Origin of the sequence: Paenibacillus aquistagni, assembly GCF_900177815.1 — a bacterium.
Lineage (GTDB): Bacteria > Bacillota > Bacilli > Paenibacillales > Paenibacillaceae > Paenibacillus_B > Paenibacillus_B aquistagni.
The window spans coordinates 525,355-542,366 of record NZ_FXAZ01000003.1 but is presented as its reverse complement, the minus strand read 5'-3'; the positions used below and the strand labels follow the sequence as shown (position 1 = coordinate 542,366).

Below are 17,012 nucleotides of genomic sequence, written 5' to 3'. Positions count from 1 at the left end.
TTCACGCCTTACGTTCGATACGCGGCATTAATGCGCACATAGTCGTAAGTCAGATCACAGCCCCAGGCTACCGCTTCACCCTCGCCCATATGCAGTTGGATCGTAAAGACGATCTTGTCATTGCGCAAGTACTCTAATGCCTCTTCTTCATCAAACGCTACCGGTGTGGACTGCTCCAGCACAACGATCGGTCCCAAATGAATGTCCACCTTATCCGGCTCCACCGCTTCTCCTGCGTAGCCTACAGCCGCGATCACTCTTCCCCAGTTGGCGTCAGCGCCGAAGACCGCTGATTTCACAAGGCTTGAACCGACAACGGACTTCGCGATCTTGCTTGCAGATTCATGACTGGAAGCTCCTTGCACCTGCACTTCAATCAGCTTCGTTGCGCCTTCCCCATCTCTTGCGATTGCTTGTGCCAGTACTTCGCATACGTAGCGGAAGCCCGCTTCGAATGCGTGCCACGCTTCATGCCCTTCATGCAGCACCTCTGGCTGGGCTGTACCGTTAGCCATCACAAGCAGCATGTCATTCGTGCTTGTATCTCCGTCCACCGTGATCATATTAAATGTCTGATTGGTAGTCTTCTTAAGCAGCTGCTCAAGCGCTGTCGGCTCGACCGCAGCATCCGTCGTCACAAAAGCCAGCATCGTGGCCATGTTCGGATGAATCATGCCAGAACCCTTGGCCGCTCCTGCAATCGTCACTTGAACGCCATTGACGTTAACCAAGACGCAAGCTTCCTTTTTGACGAGATCCGTGGTTAGAATGGCTTGGCTGAACTGCTCCGCCCCTTCGCGTTCTGCCGACAGCTTCTCAGGGAGTGCTGCTACGCCTGCTTCCACACAGTCCATCTTCAGCTGCTCTCCGATAACTCCTGTCGAAGCTACTGCGACGAGATGAGCATCAACATCTAGCTGTTGTGCAAATGCTTCTCGCATCCGATATGCGTTCTGTTCGCCCAGCTTCCCTGTGCAGGCATTCGCATTGCCGCTATTAACGATAACGGCTTGAAGCTGCTTTGATACGCTTAGACTCTCTCTCGTCACGCCGAGCGGCGCGGCTTGAAAGGCATTGGTCGTATATACAGCTGCCGCTGTGGCAGGAACGTCGCTCACGATAGCGCCAATATCATTGCGCTCTGTCTTCTTTAATCCACAATGCAGCCCTGAGGCCTGATATCCCTTAGGCGTCGTTACCGAACCATCGATAATGGTGAATAAGTCCTGCGCTGACGATGCGACTGACGCTTGTTCCGCTTCTACTTTCGTACTCATACCTGATCACGCTTCTTTCTTCTTTAAATATCAACCGCCTGACTCTTCTGTTCGCTGCGCAGCACTCGTTTGGAGTCCATAATTTATGGATAAACAGGTGTGAAAAGAAGACCCGTGGATTCTTCCCAGCCCATCATTACATTCAAGTTCTGAACCGCCTGCCCTGCGGCTCCCTTCATAACATTGTCGATCACAGATAGAATGGTAACCCGATTCGTACGTTCATCTACCGAGAAGCCAATATCACAATAGTTCGAAGCGTATACTTCTTTGGTCGCCGGATAAGTCCCTGCTGGACGTATGCGTACAAATCGTCTGCCTGCATACTGCTCTTGATACAGCTTCACCAGATCCTCATTCGACACTTGCGCTTTCAACTTCGCATACATCGTGCACATAATCCCTCTCGTCATCGGAACAAGATGAGGCGTAAAGGTTACTGTCACCGGCTTACCATGCAGCTCGCTCAGCACCTGCTCAATCTCCGGTGTGTGCTGGTGAGCATTCACCTTATATGCTTTGAAGTTCTCATTGAGCTCTGAGAAATGAACGCCTAGGTTGACTCCCCGTCCCGCTCCGGATACACCTGACTTGGCATCGATGATCACAGAGTCTGGATCAATCAGCCCTGCCTTCAGGATAGGCGCCATGCCAAGCAGCGCGGCCGTTGCATAGCAGCCTGGATTCGAAATAAAGGATTGTCCTTGCACCTGCTCGCCATACCATTCACACAGCCCATACACCGCTTGTTCCAAAGCATCCTCATCCACAGGATCATGCTTATACCATTTCACGTAATCAGAGGAATCCTTCAGCCGGAAATCCCCGGACAGATCAATCACCTTAAGCCCTTCCGCCAGCAGCTGAGGAACCAGCTTCGCACTGACGCCAGTAGGGGTTGCTGTGAACACCAGCTCAGCCTTGCTTGCAATCTCCTTCGGATCCACTCCGTCCAGCGTATCGCACATGATCTCGTTCAGATGAGGATACCCAGCAGCTATCGGTTCTCCTACACTGGAGGCTGAGATGACCGAAGCAATTTCTACCTGAGGATGCTGCAACAGTATTCGAATCAGTTCCACTCCGCCGTATCCTGTTGATCCTATAATCGCTACCTTCAAGCTTGCTTCCGTCATCACAGATCTCTCCTTCTCTTTGCACACCCTTGCCTTTAGGCGTGCCTCTCTATGTCCGAACTGTGGGCTGAAATAAGATTCCCGCCCAACAAATATGTATCATTATACGTCTAGGTAAATATAAATACAATAGATAACCTAAAAAATTCTATGTATTTTTTAAAAACCTTATTCTATCAAGGGGTTTTCTTCATCACCTTTATACATTTATGCATTTATACATGCATGATCGGTATCTGGTTCTGGGGAGGCGCTTGCGCATAAATTCGACTACTTGCCGCTCGACAGGTAGAATAAGCGTAAGGATTGAAGCTGAAGTGGCATTGGCTAATTGCGCTGCTTTTTGCATAATAGAGGACTGGAAACTTGCACTATGATGTGAGATAATCCTGTAAAATCTTTCATCAGTGCCCTATACTGATAGAGGATATTAGACAAAGGAGTGTATCGTATATGGAAACACCGATTCGAATTGGTATTGTCGGTTATGGCAATCTGGGGAAGGGCGTTGAATACGCTATTCGTCAAAATAAAGATATGGAGCTAGTTGCGGTGTTTACTCGTCGCGATCCAAGCACCATTCAAGCAAGCGTGCCTGCAGTTGATATTCGCGATGCACATACATACACCGATCGTATCGATGTAATGATCTTGTGCGGAGGCTCGGCTACTGACCTGCCTGAGCAAGGACCTCAATTGGTGGAGCTGTTCCATACCGTTGACAGCTTTGACACGCATGCGCGCATTCCAGAATACTTCGACAGCGTTAATCATGTCGCAGAAGCGAGCGGGCATATTGGCGTCATCTCAACCGGATGGGACCCAGGCTTGTTCTCCTTGAATCGCCTGCTGTTCCAATCGATTCTACCAGAAGGCAATGAATATACATTCTGGGGCCGCGGCGTGAGCCAAGGGCACTCCGATGCTATTCGCCGCATTGAAGGCGTGAAGCACGGTGTTCAATACACGATTCCATCTGAGGAAGCAGTCGCTCAAGTGCGACGCGGGGACAACCCTACTCTTACAACAAGAGACAAGCATCTTCGTGAATGCTTTGTTGTCGCAGAGGAAGGAGCCGATCAAGCACGCATCGAGGAAGAAATCAAGACGATGCCAAACTACTTTGCGGATTACAACACGATCGTACACTTCATCTCGGAAGAAGAGCTCCGTGAGAAGCACAGCGAGATGCCGCATGGCGGCTTGGTATTCCGCAGCGGCGTAACCGGCGAAGGCACGAAGCAGATCATGGAATTCGGCTTGAACCTTGGCAGCAACCCTGAATTCACATCCAGCGTATTGGTTGCCTATGCACGCGCAGCATTCCGCTTGGCGCAAAAAGGCGAGAAGGGCGCACGCACGGTATTCGATATTCCATTTGGCCTGCTCTCACCCAAATCAGCGGCTGAACTTCGTAAAAAGCTTCTGTAGAGGAGCGATTAACAGCGCTATGGACAAGCTTTCTTGCATGGACTCGTTGGCTTGGCATTGACGCATATCGCGGCTAGAGCTTCACGTAGAGCACTGAGTTGTCTGCAGCGGCAAGATCGACCATCTTATTGGGATCAGGGATGACTCTGCTGAGCTCATGCATATTCGTTTGCCGACATGGCAACGTTATGGAAACGAAGCTCCGCATCCACTTGGATAGGAGCAGCGCAGTTTGCCTAGCGCTAGCGGTTGGTTCACTTCGATAGAAGATATAAGCTCAAGCATTACCGATAGCATCTACTAAGATAGAACAACAGCACAAAGCCTCCAGATCACTCGTTGAGAGCGACACTGGAGGCTTTGTCATACAGCTTTTCCCATGCTGTTGGTTATGTATGGCTTGATCCTGCTGTTGCGGCGTTCACTAACATTTTAGAATCCGAAGCTTCAGCAGAACTTCCTTCACATTGAGCAGATCAGGTAATCAGGGAAATGTAACTTCCTACAAGCCGTCTCCTTGATGTGAGCAGGACCCGGTACTGGACTTCGCTTCGCGGGCCCTACAGGACATCTTCGGATTACGAGAACTTATTTGATATTCCAAATATACGGCTGACGCTTCCGTTCCCTTCTTCGGATAAGAAGACAGGCGATAACGATAAAGAACAGCGCCCCTGTCGTATCCAGCACGACATCAGCAATGCGTCCTGTTCGATTCACAACGAAGGACTGATGCCATTCATCAGATATAGCATACAGGAATGTGCACAGCAAGGCGGCAATGCTGGCGATCTCGAGATGGGTGTGTTTGCGCCAAGCCCGTAGGAACAAGAGGCCGAGTACCCCGAAGGTTGCAAAATGTGCTCCTTTTCGCAACCAGAATTCCAAGAATGCGTACATCCCGTCATCCGTGCTGACTAGCTGTCTGCCATAGTAGAATTCCATTGAAGGTAGCCAGTTTAAGCTCTCTTCGCTGATCATTCCGGCTAATGTCGGCTTCACATCCTGTTCATTGGCAGGCTGTGATGATGAATAAAAGATGATTCCACATAGGATCACGACTGGCAGCCAAGCCTTTAATGCGCGTATCCACCAGGGTGAACGGTTCATTTCAACTCTCTCCTCTTAAGATGAACACATCATCATATTGTCATTGTAAATGGTACTGAAAGTAACATTATAGCAGATGTTCATGATTTCAACGCCCACCTACATCACAATATGACGAACAATGTCGTCACTTCTCCTTCTATTCAGCATGCGGTTCACCATGGTTGCATATATTGGAGCATCAGCTAAAATGCATTGGAGCACCAGCTATAGAGCTATGAATGATGCATTTTGAACCCCTCGCCGAGCACCTCATTCGTCTCGTTGATGATCATAAAAGCATGAGGGTCGACCGTCTTGACCAAGGTCTTCAGCTTTACAATCTCCGTCTGTCCGACCACGACCATCAGAACAGTGCGGCTGTCTCCGGTATATCCACCTTCAGCATGCAGCTTCGTCAGTCCACGGTCGAGATCATGCAGCACTGCCTCCATCACTTCATCGGTCTTATCCGAGATAATATAAGCGAGCTTCGTATAGCCGAATCCCATCTGTACGACATCAATCGTCTTGGTCATGACGAACAAAGCAATTAAAGCATACATGGCCCCTTCAAAGGACAGGAAGATTCCCGCCAGCAAGATGATCACACCATCACAAATCGCAACCGAGAGCGGAAGACTTATGCCAATAAATACATGCACGAGCTGTGCGGTAATTGCATTGCCTCCTGTTGATCCTCGGCCTCGAAACACAATTCCTAATCCTAGACCAAGCAAGATGCCCCCAAAGATTGCGGCAAGCAGATGGTTATCTGTCGCTGCGGGGAGCTTCGATGTCAAATACACGAAGGTTGGCAAAGCAATAGAGCCAACAAATGTCCGAATGCCGTACTGCTTGCCAAGCAGCGTCACGCCAAGAATAAATAAAGGGATGTTGAATGCATACTGTGTTATCGCCGGATTCCAGCCTAGTGTCTCTTGAAGAATGATTGAAAGTCCTGAGATCCCCCCAGAAGCAATCTTATTTGGCAGCATAAACAAATTAAAAGATAAGGACATCAAAAAAGCGCCTAGTAAAATCATTGCATAATCCAGCACTGAACGCATCGGATGATTAGGGGGAACGAGCGGGCCGCGCCGCAGCTTTTTCGTAGGGGATGTTGCAGAATAAGTAACCATATCTTCTCTCCTTTATAAGGGCTGCCTTGAATCGTCCCTAGTATGTGCGAGGGGATTCGCACTCATACTCGAAACGCTTTGTTTAGTTACAGCGATCCAGCACGCAAAAAAACCTGCCCCGACAACGTCGGGAGGCAGGTTCATTCAAGGATACACCGTATTTATTGTTCCGAGTTAGATTGAATGCGGCTGCGTAAGTAAGCCTCAATGAATGCATCGAGATCGCCGTCCATGACAGCGCCGACGTTGCCTGTTTCCACCTGCGTGCGGTGGTCTTTTACCATGCTGTAAGGATGGAAGACATAGGAGCGAATCTGGCTGCCCCATGCGATATCCATCTGCTCACCGCGGATCTCTGCAAGCTGCTTCTCATGCTCTTGGATCTTCAGCTCGACGAGCTTCGAACGGAGCAGGGTCATGGCTCGCTCACGGTTCTTGATCTGCGAGCGCTCGGTCTGGCAGGTGACGACGACACCGGTAGGGATGTGCGTAATACGCACCGCGGAATCCGTCGTATTGATGTGCTGACCACCTGCGCCGCTTGCGCGATACGTATCAATCTTGAGATCCTCTGTACGGATCTCTACTGCCGAATCCTCTGTGATCTCAGGTACCACATCACAGGAGACAAATGACGTATGTCGGCGTCCAGAAGCATCGAATGGCGAGATGCGAACCAAGCGATGAACCCCTTTTTCCGCCTTTAGATATCCATAAGCATTGAAGCCCTTAATCAGGACTGTAACACTCTTGATGCCTGCTTCGTCTCCAGGGAGGAAGTCCAGGACCTCAACCTTGAAGCCGCGCTTCTCCGCCCAGCGCGTATACATGCGGTACAGCATTTGACCCCAATCCTGAGACTCTGTCCCGCCAGCTCCTGGATGCAGCTCAAGGATGGCATTATAGCGGTCATATGGCTCGCTCAGCATCAATTGCAGCTCGAACGTCCCGACCTTCCCATGAAGATCTGCTACGCTTTGCTCGATCTCCGCAGCTAGACTCTCATCCTGCTCTTCCTCGGCAAGCTCGATCATCATCTCAATGTCTTCTTGCTCCTGCAGCAGAGCCTGATATTGGTCTACGATGCTTTTTACCCCGTTAAGCTCAGCGATAAGGGCTTGCGCCTTCTCATTATCATCCCAGAAGTCCGGCGCAGCCATTTTCTCTTCGAAGTTGGCGATCTGCTCTTGCTTAAGGTCTAAGTCAAAGAGACCCCCTAAGATTTATTAATTTCGCTGCAAGATCTCGCAGCTGGTGGCGAACGTTAGGTTCGATCATTGTGTCATTCTCCTCACTATTCAAAAAAAATAAAGCATTCTCGATCCACTATTCTTGACCTATACGGGTATCCTTACCCTCTTAGCCCCCTCTATTGAAGCAGGCAGAGAGCGTTGAACAACGGGCGCCATCCGGACGCCCGTTGTTCTCACTTCTATATCCTATGAGCATGGATGCACTTTTCTTGCATCCTGCTTAATGTGACTTAATTATCGCTGCCGTGGCAGTTCTTGTACTTTTTGCCGCTTCCGCAAGGGCAAGGATCGTTGCGGCCTACAGTCTCATCCTTTTTCACAGGACGCTTCACGCCAGGCTCAGCATTCGTTGACATCTTGTTCTCTTCAACGACAGCCTTGCGCTCCACCTTCGCCTCCACTTGAGATCTCATAATATACGTGGATACTTCCTCTTGAATCGTGGCGATCATCGCATTGAACATCTCGTAGCCTTCGAATTGATATTCGCGCAGTGGATCTGTACCGCCGTAAGCACGAAGGTGAATCCCTTGACGAAGATGATCCATCGCATCGATATGATCCATCCACTTGGAGTCAACGGAACGAAGCACGATGACTTTCTCGAACTCGCGTACCAGCTCTTCGCCCATCAGCTCTTCACGAGCAATGTATTTGTCCATCACTTTCTTGAACAAATATTCCTTGATCTCCTCGCGCTCTTTGCCCCACAGATCGTCTTTTGTGACTGCGCCTTCTTCAAGCAGCTGACGGTTCACGTAGTTGACAACCTCATCATAATCCCAGTTCTCCGGAATTTCTTCCTCATTACAATGCGCATCTACGATGCGATCGATACAAGGCTGAATCATATCCATAACGATCTGACGAATATTTTCAGACTCCAGCACCTCACGACGCTGGCGATAAATGATCTCACGCTGCTGGTTCATCACGTCATCATACTGCAGGACCACTTTTCGAAGGTCAAAGTTATTGCCTTCTACACGCTTCTGAGCGGATTCCACAGCACGCGAAATCAACTTAGACTCGATAGGCTGATCTTCTTCGAAGCCAAGCTTCTCCATCATGCCAAGCACGTTGTCCGCACCAAAACGGCGCATCAATTCATCGTCTAGCGACAAATAGAATTGCGAGGAACCAGGGTCGCCCTGACGGCCCGCACGACCGCGAAGCTGATTATCGATACGACGGCTCTCGTGGCGTTCTGTACCCATAATGTGAAGACCGCCTACATCCGCTACGCCTTCGCCCAAGATAATATCCGTTCCACGGCCCGCCATGTTCGTTGCGATCGTTACAGAAGACGGCTCCCCTGCGCGTGCGATGATCTCCGCTTCCTCTGCATGGTACTTCGCATTCAATACTTTATGCTGAATGCCCTTGCGGCGAAGCATGTCAGACAGACGCTCGGAGTTCTCGATCGACACCGTACCGACGAGTATAGGCTGCTTCTTCTGATGACGCTCCACGATTTCATTGACAACCGCATTAAACTTCGCATTAACCGTCTTGTACACGACGTCTGGGCTGTCAACACGCTGATTCGGTTTATTAGTAGGCACTTGAATAACTTCAAGGCCGTAAATGCTCTTGAACTCTTCTTCCTCTGTCTTCGCCGTACCTGTCATACCCGCCAGCTTGCGGTACATGCGGAAGTAGTTCTGGAATGTGATTGTAGCCAAGGTCATGCTCTCATTCTGAACGTCGAGTTCTTCCTTCGCTTCAATCGCTTGGTGCAAGCCATCGCTGTAACGGCGGCCTGCCATCATGCGTCCTGTGAACTCGTCGACAATAACAACCTCGCCATCATTGACCACATAATCCACGTCACGGCGCATAATCACGTTCGCACGGAGTGCCTGCTGTACGTGATGGTTAAGTGTAACGTTATTCACATCAAACAAGTTCTCTACTCCGAATGCCTTCTCGGCTTTTTCCACCCCGGATTCAGTGAGGGAAACCTGCTTCGTCTTCACATCAATTGTATAGTCATCCTTCGTCAACCGCTTAATAAAGCGATCTGCAGCAAAGTACATTTCTGTAGACTTCGCAGCTTGTCCGGAAATGATCAGCGGCGTACGCGCTTCGTCGATCAGGATGGAGTCCACCTCATCGATAATGGCAAAAGACAGCGGACGCTGTACCATCTGCTCTTTGTACAACACCATGTTGTCGCGCAGATAGTCAAAGCCGAACTCATTGTTCGTACCATAAGTAATATCAGCAGCATAAGCTTCTTGCTTCAGGTCTGGGTCCATCCCGTTCAAGTTAAGACCAACCGTCATGCCAAGGAAGTTATAGATTTGTCCCATCTCCGCGCTGTCACGGGATGCCAAGTAGTCATTGACGGTTACGACATGAACACCTTTGCCACTGAGAGCGTTAAGATACACAGGGAGCGTACCAACCAAGGTCTTCCCTTCACCTGTCTTCATCTCTGCAATCTTGCCTTCGTGGAGAACCATTCCCCCGATCAGCTGAACATCATAATGACGCTTATTCAATACACGCTTCGATGCTTCGCGAACCGTTGCAAAGACCTCTGGAAGCAATTGATCCAGTGTATCTCCTTTTTCCAAACGAGCACGGAATTCTTCCGTCTTCGCTTTAAGCTGCTCATCTGTAAGCTTAACGAAATCAGGCTCCATGCCGTTAATTACCTCAACGGTCTTCATGTAGCGCTTGATCTCGCGTTCATTTGCATCACCAAATATCTTCTTAACTAGACCTAGCATAGTTAACCCCTTTCGTACAGCGCAATAACTTCGTACCTTTTATCTAAAGCCTCATCTTACTTCTCCCAGTCATCAGATGAAGTGCTTGTCCGTGACCATGTTTTGAAATAAATTGTAACAGTTTCATGGAACAGTCGCAACCAGTGTTATCACAGGCAGACTATCACCGAGTCTATACTCTAATCTATATTATACACCATTTTATACGCTAAAAGAGCCTATTCCGTTGTGGAGATAGGCTCTGTTCATTATATGGAATTCAATGCAGTCTCTGCTAGCTTGCAGCACTGCTTCGAGCTTATTCTTGTTCAATCAAGCCGTAGCGTCCGTCCTGGCGACGATACACCACGTTCACCTCACGAGTATCCGCATCCTTGAATACGTAGAAGTCATGACCCAGCAGGTCCATTTGAAGAATCGCTTCCTCTACATCCATCGGCTTAAAGGTAAAGCGCTTCGTACGAACTACTTCCAGCTCGTCTTCATCGGCAGCTCCACCAGCAGGTACTGGCTCTTCCGCGAAGAACTTACGTGCATCGTCGTAACGGAACTTGCGGTTAACCTTCGTCTTATGCTTGCGAATCTGGCGTTCAAGCTTATCTAGAACCGCATCCACGGATGCGTACATGTCTCTGCTGCCATCCTCTGCACGAAGGATTAATCCTGGCAATAGGATCGTAACCTCTACCCGATGCTTTTCCTTAACGACGCTTAATGTCACATTCACATCAGAGGTTGGGGGAGCTTCAAAATAGCGTTCAAGTCGATCCAGTTTCTTCTCCACGTAGTCGCGAAGAGCTTCTGTAACTTCAATATTTTGGCCTCGAATGCTGTAATTCATAGGGCACTCCTCCTTTGATTAATTCCATTATATCATAGCCACAAGATCGAATTCAAAGTCCCTTTATGTACGATATGTGTACTTGAGGAGTTATATGTAGCATCTTGTGTGTAAGTATCATTACCCTGAACATTTGCATTCAAACCATTTTAATAGGAAGAAATTTTTTCATGCTGCTGTATCGATAACTGAATCAATTCATCTTCAAAGTCAATAGAGAATACGTGTTGTTTGGTATGTAAACGATGTGGCACTAGTTGTAATTCATTTAATGTGGTAAACCGATGTGTATTCATCACATAATCAAAGAGTCGTAGAAAATCAGCGCCTAGACCATGAGTCGTAGAAGTAAATATTTGACCATCAACATTATTGTCATCGATTAGGATATGCCTTGCTTTATTTATGCCATTAATAAATGATGTCTTATCTTCAACTGGGACCATAGCGTCATTTGTGCCGTTGAAACTGATGATTGAACATTCATTTAGGAACTTCTTATATAAAAGGGGCAAATATAATATTTCATTTTCAGGCGATGCTTCGTCTGATATTAAATAATGAAAACAAATGACTTCCCCATCCCCCCTTTGAAGAGTCCGATCTGCGATCCTATATATAGGATAGAGGTATGAAGAATTATCAACTAATAGCTTAAATAATTGAGGAGCAAAGGCATTACTTAAATATCCAATATATGCTCCATGGGAGTGCCCATACAAAATAATTTTCCCATAATTAATAGGAAGGTTTTTATTTTTTATTATTTGGATAACAATTAAAACAGCCATAATATTATCTAATGCCTGCATAAATGACATATCATTAAAATTATCGTATGACTCTTCATGTATAAGTTCTGACTGCATAAACTCTTGGCCAAAGTAATGACATTGGACGACGATTAAGTTATATTGATCTGCAAAGGTATCTCGCATTTTTTTATAGACATTAGAGTTCACATTACCTCCGTAGCCTGGAATTAGTAATAGCATTCCGGTATCTTTACCTACACCTTTAGAAGGGGTTGAAAAATGTATAGTAAACTCCCTTGCGTTATTGTTATAGATGTTGTGATGACCCTGAATGGAGAATTCATAATGGTCTGCCATTCCCCTGCCTCCTTCAAATAAAAATAAAAACCCCCAGCGAAAGCTGAGGGTTAGCTAATCGAAATCATATAAAATACGGCGATTGCCGGTATAATTACAATTTGATTACGTTAGCAGCTTGTGGTCCGCGAGCGCCTTCCACGATATCAAATTCTACAGCTTGGCCTTCTTCCAAAGTCTTGAAGCCTTCGGATTGGATAGCGGAGAAGTGAACGAATACGTCGTTACCTTCTGCAGTTTCGATGAAGCCGTAACCTTTTTCTGCGTTGAACCATTTAACTTTACCTTGCATGTAAATACATCCCTTCATCTTCAAATCCGTGAGGATGGTCCTCACAATTTCGACTATATCACCCGCTGGAAGCGGTGTCAATGTTAATATTGGAAAAAAATTATTTTTCGACAAAAGCCCATTGAGACTGACATCCCTAGACATTTTTAGCTTTTACGAAGCTTTAATTATAGTTATTTTGACTATTGAATTTACTCCAATCAAAACTCTTTCTTTTATTAAAATTTCACAAACTAAAAAAATGCTGTCGTATAGAATATCGAATTAATACATTTCTCCATATTATCCGCCGGATTCGAGACTTATATTTCTATGGAGCATAACGTTTATGTTACTATATATATCTTTATGACCTTGATCTTCTTCAATAATTTTCTTATGAATATACTCTACCCATTCAAAATCTTCTTCGCTATCTATGTCTAATACTAATGTGTCTTTCATCTCAACTATTCCACATTTACCATCAAAAAGGTAGTTTGTATGTTCCAAAAAATAAGGAGAATACGCATATATTGAAGCATTCATATCAAAAGATTGAGGGGTTTGTTGTCTAGCCGTATATCTTGATTTGTTTATAAGCCTTACTGATCCCCCATCTTCCTCAACCATATTAAAATATGGACTTCGTCTCGATTTTACAACTGTAAAAATGACATCCATTTCCGAATCGTTTTGTTTTGCTTCAATTACATTCTGTAGATCAATCAAAGTCCTTAAAGGAGATGTAATATCCAAATCAACAACCATATCATAGTTTATAGCAGTCAATTCTTTTACTCGTACATAGGTGTCCTTAATAACATCAAACTTCGAAACATAATCCCCTGTCAAAGATTCATCACGTTCAACAATAATAGATTCTTGGATCACTTTTGAAAATTGAGCTAACTCATGACTATCTGTATTTACTGCCACATCAATATGATCTGTGCTTTTCTTTTTTAATAAATCAATAATTGAAAATGTATATAAGGCCAATGGGTATCCATTCATTGTTCTAACAATTTTATTTTTGACACCTTTAGAACCTCTTCTGCCACATACCGTAATCAGTATGTTCATGTTATAGTCCCCCCTCTTGCCAGCTGTAGCACATCAATTGCATTGTTAAGATCATTCCAATTGTCTTGACAATGCATTACCCGTTCAATGAAATATTTTATTTCTTCTACGTACATTGCATTATTGTCCCTCTTCATGTCCACAATTTGACCATACTTTTGTGAATACAAAGTATCACTAAGTAAATCACAAACAATAAAATCATCATTTGTTATAATTTCTATTTTTCTCTGTGGATAAACCCCAAAGTAATCCAGATGAATCTCGACAACTTTATCCTCGTATTCTAAAAGATAGAGCGCAAGGTCGTTGCTTTCAATTTCAAGGTCCGATTTTCTCAAAATGAGATGTTTTTTTTGCTTTGGAAAGCCGAATAACCATATTGCATAATCAAGCTCGTGAATACAATCTAACTCTACCCCTCCACCAAGTTCTTTGGAGGCTGAGTAACTTTTTCTATAGTCTTCTTTGCGCCAAGAAGGTAAAAAAGAAGAGCAGATAATTCTAGCAGAGTAAATTCTTTTGTCTTCTATATAATTCGTCAAGTAATTCATAATGGGTTTATATCTTAACGGCGCTGCTACATATACCTTACTAGGGTCTATAGTAAAATTAATTTCGTAATTAGGATGATCAAACACTGGTTTTTCAATAAAGAAAAAATTCGAATTCTTTATCATTAGATTCAGTGTATCATAGTGAATAGCTGTTGGATTTGTTATAAATGTAACATCATATTGGTCGGTAATTTGATTGTATTGATAAATATATTTATCAATGCCTTCTATTTTCTCCTCTGTACCCTTTGTTCGAAAAGCGTGAACTTCCAAATCTGTGCTATTTGCGCGACATACAGAGATTAGATTTTGCAAGTGTCTTTTCCCTATTGAACCCAGCCCGAAAAAAATAACCTTCACGCTATAATTCTCCTTCAATTCGATCAATTATTTGCAAGATCTCCTTGTCCTTCTCAAAAGAATATCTTGGAGATCCAGATCGGGCCATAATCATCTCCAAAAATTCTTTAATCTCCTCATAATATGCATCTTCGATAATTGATTTCGAGTATGTATTGTCCTTCATGTATTGATCGTACAAGCATATTTGTTCCATTTGCTTACTGTTGTCATTCCAAATAGCTAATCCTGAAGGCGACCCATCCCAATGAATCTGAAGTTCTTCACCTATAATTTGAAAATCTCTCCTTGCAATTCGTGATACCACATCAAAATTAATACTTCCAACAATCCCATTTCTATGCCTTAGTATCACACTATAGTAGTCCGGATAATCGATATCTAGACTAGTCAACTCGCTTTTCTCAACATGGAAGCACTTAATGTCTCCAAAAACATCGATGATCCATGGGAGTTCAATAGCAAATATCTCTCTGCATCCGTTGGTTTTTTTATTAGAGATAAAGAAATCTTTGTATGATTCCCATGGATGCCAGTCCTTAAGATATTGACCAACATGGTACCTATAAGCTAATTTTTTATTGCTTGCATTGACCTGATGTCCTATGAATTGTACTTCTTTACGGTAGAGCATCGTGGATGATAAGAACAATACTTTCCCTTTTTCCTTGGCTGCTTGAATTGCTTCAGCATAGTAGTTATGCAACAAATTAAGTTCAGTAAATATATGAGAAGAGTAAGCCAGTGCTTCTTTAATAATTTTTTCATGGCTTATAGGAGATGTACATACCATCACAGCATCAGCAATAGTGTAATCAAACAAATCGTTTAATGTACTGAATGTGCTGATTCCAAATTGATTGGCCACTTCTATTCTTCGATCGTCCCTTAAATCTATACCGAATATATGTACATTTTTAAAATACTGTTTTAATAGCCTTATCCTTCTCTTCCCCATTGAACCTAACCCTACAATTGCTATATTCACATTCTTCCTCCTCTCGTTTACAAAAATTTTGAGTATTTATATAATTCCTGCTTCAACATCAACGTTTGCCTTTCTGAAATCATCCATCTTACCTATGTCAATCCAATACTCTCTTATTGGAAATACCGAGGTTTCTTCTTTACGAATAATAAGCTCATTAAACAGCTCCGGCATATCATAGTATTTATCTTTAGGTATGTATTCCAGTACATTTGGATGTAAAACGTATAACCCCCCGTTAATGAAGAAACGCTGTTTAGGCTTCTCTTCAATGGATAATAGCTTATGCTCGTTAACGGTAACAACCCCATATGGTATTTGATACTCATGCTCCCTCACACACATCGTTCCTATGGATTCGTTTTGTATATGGTATTCAAGCAATTGCTCGAAGTTGACTTTTGTGAGCAAATCGCCATTCATAACGAAAAATGACTCTGTTAGATGTTTTTCCTTCAAATAGCTTAAAGCTCCTGCCGTACCGAGTCGTTGTGTTTCATGTATATACTCTATCTCAACTCCCCATTTAGAACCATCGCCAAAATAATCTTCAATCATTTCAGCATGGTAATTTACAGAAATGAAGAATTTATAGAATCCAAACTCAATAAAATTCTCAATAATCATTTCCAGGATAGGCTTATCACCGAGCCTCAAAAGGGGTTTTGGGCAATTATCAGTCAACGGTCGTAATCTTGTCCCTAAGCCACCTGCCATTAAAACAACTGGATTCGTATAGATTCGTTTCTCATAAAATTGATCAAGATGGTCCATCCGAATCACTTGATTGTGTTCATTTAAAATCGGTATCTGCTTCAATCTTTTCTTTTTCATTTTATTAAAAATACTTTTTCGACTATCCCCAATACGTGCCGTAACAGGGTTCCGATTCATAATATCTGTTACTGGATTTTGCAGTGAAATTCCTTTTAATATTCCTCTTCGAATATCACCATCTGTTATGGTACCTAGAAGCTGAGAGGATGAATCCACGACGATTGCAATTTGTAACCCTGTTGAATCTATCCTTTCAATGACTTGAAGCACCGTTAATTCAGAACTGACCATAACCCTTTTCCAATCAGTCATTACTCCACCTCCTTAGCAGGATTCCCTATTACTTTTTTGTATGCCTCGACAGATTTTAATACAACTGCTCCTGCTCCAACAATAGATTGACTCCCTACACTCACTTGCTGAATAATTGTAGCCCCTGCTCCAATTAGACAGGATGATCCCACATGTACCGAACCACACAAGGTTACACCTGGTGCAATATGAGTATGACTTTCTATAATGCAATCGTGGTCAACAATGGCTCCCGTATTTATAATTACATTTTCTGATATAAACGTACCCGATTGAATGATAGCCCCCGCCATCACTTGAACGCCTTTTCCATAAGAGGCACTAGGAGAAATCGTAGCACTTTTATGAACTACTGCTCTAAACGTATAACCCCTACAGCTGAATTCTTTGTATATTCGATCCCTAATAGACTCATTTGAGATTTTCCCTATACCTAAAACAAGATCAATATCTTCTGGCAAATATGAATATATAATCGTATCATTACCAAGATAGTTTAGATCTTCTAATTTTGATTCATGATGAAACTGATCAGTATAACCTAATAGATTAGTATTTTGCTGCTTTAAAATATCATAAAGCACCTTGGCATGCCCGCCACTTCCTAACATGATAACCGGCTTACTCATCTCATCACCTTTT

At 44.2% G+C, this 17,012-nt stretch carries 15 protein-coding genes; 1 reads left to right on the top strand and 14 read right to left on the bottom strand.

What is annotated here, in order from left to right; genetic code table 11:
- Positions 1 to 8: 8 nt before the first annotated feature.
- Positions 9 to 1,277 (bottom strand): bifunctional glutamate N-acetyltransferase/amino-acid acetyltransferase ArgJ, encoded by a 1,269-nt coding sequence (gene argJ / locus B9Y93_RS13795; protein ID WP_085495001.1) that lies wholly within the window; start codon positions 1,275 to 1,277, stop codon positions 9 to 11.
- Between the two features lie 83 nt (positions 1,278 to 1,360).
- Entirely contained in the window at positions 1,361 to 2,413 is a 1,053-nt protein-coding gene (gene argC, locus B9Y93_RS13790; protein WP_085494999.1) for an N-acetyl-gamma-glutamyl-phosphate reductase, read from the bottom strand.
- 453 nt (positions 2,414 to 2,866) lie between these two features.
- On the opposite strand from argC, the gene B9Y93_RS13785 reads away from it, so the two are divergent.
- On the top strand, positions 2,867 to 3,844 hold the full coding sequence (locus tag B9Y93_RS13785; RefSeq protein WP_085494997.1) for a diaminopimelate dehydrogenase: 978 nt from the start codon (positions 2,867 to 2,869) through the stop codon (positions 3,842 to 3,844).
- A 588-nt stretch (positions 3,845 to 4,432) separates the two neighbouring features.
- Here B9Y93_RS13785 and B9Y93_RS13780 read toward each other — a convergent pair.
- From B9Y93_RS13780 to B9Y93_RS13725, 12 genes are all read right to left on the bottom strand, one after another.
- Positions 4,433 to 4,954 (bottom strand): VanZ family protein, encoded by a 522-nt coding sequence (locus tag B9Y93_RS13780; protein ID WP_085494995.1) that lies wholly within the window; start codon positions 4,952 to 4,954, stop codon positions 4,433 to 4,435.
- A 215-nt stretch (positions 4,955 to 5,169) separates the two neighbouring features.
- Positions 5,170 to 6,075 carry a YitT family protein gene (locus B9Y93_RS13775; protein ID WP_085494993.1) on the bottom strand — a complete coding sequence of 302 codons (906 nt, stop codon included), beginning with the start codon at positions 6,073 to 6,075 and terminating at the stop codon, positions 5,170 to 5,172.
- A 161-nt stretch (positions 6,076 to 6,236) separates the two neighbouring features.
- A protein-coding gene (prfB, locus tag B9Y93_RS13770) for a peptide chain release factor 2 (protein ID WP_097676115.1) occupies positions 6,237 to 7,353 on the bottom strand; the annotation gives its coding sequence in 2 pieces (ribosomal slippage) (positions 6,237 to 7,280 and positions 7,282 to 7,353; 1,116 coding nt in all).
- A gap of 205 nt (positions 7,354 to 7,558) precedes the next feature.
- Positions 7,559 to 10,066, bottom strand: a complete 2,508-nt coding sequence (secA, locus tag B9Y93_RS13765) for a preprotein translocase subunit SecA (RefSeq protein ID WP_085494989.1) — start codon at positions 10,064 to 10,066, stop codon at positions 7,559 to 7,561.
- 298 nt (positions 10,067 to 10,364) lie between these two features.
- A complete protein-coding gene (gene hpf / locus B9Y93_RS13760) occupies positions 10,365 to 10,907 on the bottom strand; it encodes a ribosome hibernation-promoting factor, HPF/YfiA family (protein ID WP_085494987.1) in 543 nt (180 codons plus the stop codon).
- A 149-nt stretch (positions 10,908 to 11,056) separates the two neighbouring features.
- Complete coding sequence (locus B9Y93_RS13755; protein WP_085494986.1) at positions 11,057 to 12,019, bottom strand: DUF2920 family protein; 963 nt, start codon at positions 12,017 to 12,019, stop codon at positions 11,057 to 11,059.
- Positions 12,020 to 12,113: 94 nt separating this feature from the next.
- Positions 12,114 to 12,311: a cold shock domain-containing protein gene (locus B9Y93_RS13750; protein WP_085494984.1), complete on the bottom strand. Its 198-nt coding sequence runs from the start codon at positions 12,309 to 12,311 to the stop codon at positions 12,114 to 12,116.
- Positions 12,312 to 12,593: 282 nt separating this feature from the next.
- Positions 12,594 to 13,376 carry an acylneuraminate cytidylyltransferase family protein gene (locus B9Y93_RS13745; RefSeq protein WP_085494983.1) on the bottom strand — a complete coding sequence of 261 codons (783 nt, stop codon included), beginning with the start codon at positions 13,374 to 13,376 and terminating at the stop codon, positions 12,594 to 12,596.
- Positions 13,373 to 14,293 (bottom strand): Gfo/Idh/MocA family oxidoreductase, encoded by a 921-nt coding sequence (locus B9Y93_RS13740; RefSeq protein WP_085494982.1) that lies wholly within the window; start codon positions 14,291 to 14,293, stop codon positions 13,373 to 13,375. Before B9Y93_RS13740 ends, B9Y93_RS13745 begins: the two co-directional genes overlap by 4 nt.
- Before the next feature lies 1 nt (position 14,294).
- Complete coding sequence (locus tag B9Y93_RS13735) at positions 14,295 to 15,281, bottom strand: Gfo/Idh/MocA family protein (protein ID WP_085494981.1); 987 nt, start codon at positions 15,279 to 15,281, stop codon at positions 14,295 to 14,297.
- Positions 15,282 to 15,317: 36 nt separating this feature from the next.
- Positions 15,318 to 16,370, bottom strand: a complete 1,053-nt coding sequence (locus B9Y93_RS13730; RefSeq protein ID WP_085494980.1) for a nucleotidyltransferase family protein — start codon at positions 16,368 to 16,370, stop codon at positions 15,318 to 15,320.
- Positions 16,370 to 16,999: an acetyltransferase gene (locus B9Y93_RS13725; protein WP_085494979.1), complete on the bottom strand. Its 630-nt coding sequence runs from the start codon at positions 16,997 to 16,999 to the stop codon at positions 16,370 to 16,372. Before B9Y93_RS13725 ends, B9Y93_RS13730 begins: the two co-directional genes overlap by 1 nt.
- Between the last annotated feature and the right edge of the window lie 13 nt (positions 17,000 to 17,012).

Coding starts and splice junctions, on each gene's coding strand:
- argJ (WP_085495001.1), bottom strand. CDS start 1,277: ATGAGTACGAAAGTAGAAGCGGAACAAGCGTCAGTCGCATCGTCAGCG.
- argC (WP_085494999.1), bottom strand. CDS start 2,413: ATGACGGAAGCAAGCTTGAAGGTAGCGATTATAGGATCAACAGGATAC.
- B9Y93_RS13785 (WP_085494997.1), top strand. CDS start 2,867: ATGGAAACACCGATTCGAATTGGTATTGTCGGTTATGGCAATCTGGGG.
- B9Y93_RS13780 (WP_085494995.1), bottom strand. CDS start 4,954: ATGAACCGTTCACCCTGGTGGATACGCGCATTAAAGGCTTGGCTGCCA.
- B9Y93_RS13775 (WP_085494993.1), bottom strand. CDS start 6,075: ATGGTTACTTATTCTGCAACATCCCCTACGAAAAAGCTGCGGCGCGGC.
- secA (WP_085494989.1), bottom strand. CDS start 10,066: ATGCTAGGTCTAGTTAAGAAGATATTTGGTGATGCAAATGAACGCGAG.
- hpf (WP_085494987.1), bottom strand. CDS start 10,907: ATGAATTACAGCATTCGAGGCCAAAATATTGAAGTTACAGAAGCTCTT.
- B9Y93_RS13755 (WP_085494986.1), bottom strand. CDS start 12,019: ATGGCAGACCATTATGAATTCTCCATTCAGGGTCATCACAACATCTAT.
- B9Y93_RS13750 (WP_085494984.1), bottom strand. CDS start 12,311: ATGCAAGGTAAAGTTAAATGGTTCAACGCAGAAAAAGGTTACGGCTTC.
- B9Y93_RS13745 (WP_085494983.1), bottom strand. CDS start 13,376: ATGAACATACTGATTACGGTATGTGGCAGAAGAGGTTCTAAAGGTGTC.
- B9Y93_RS13730 (WP_085494980.1), bottom strand. CDS start 16,370: ATGACTGATTGGAAAAGGGTTATGGTCAGTTCTGAATTAACGGTGCTT.
- B9Y93_RS13725 (WP_085494979.1), bottom strand. CDS start 16,999: ATGAGTAAGCCGGTTATCATGTTAGGAAGTGGCGGGCATGCCAAGGTG.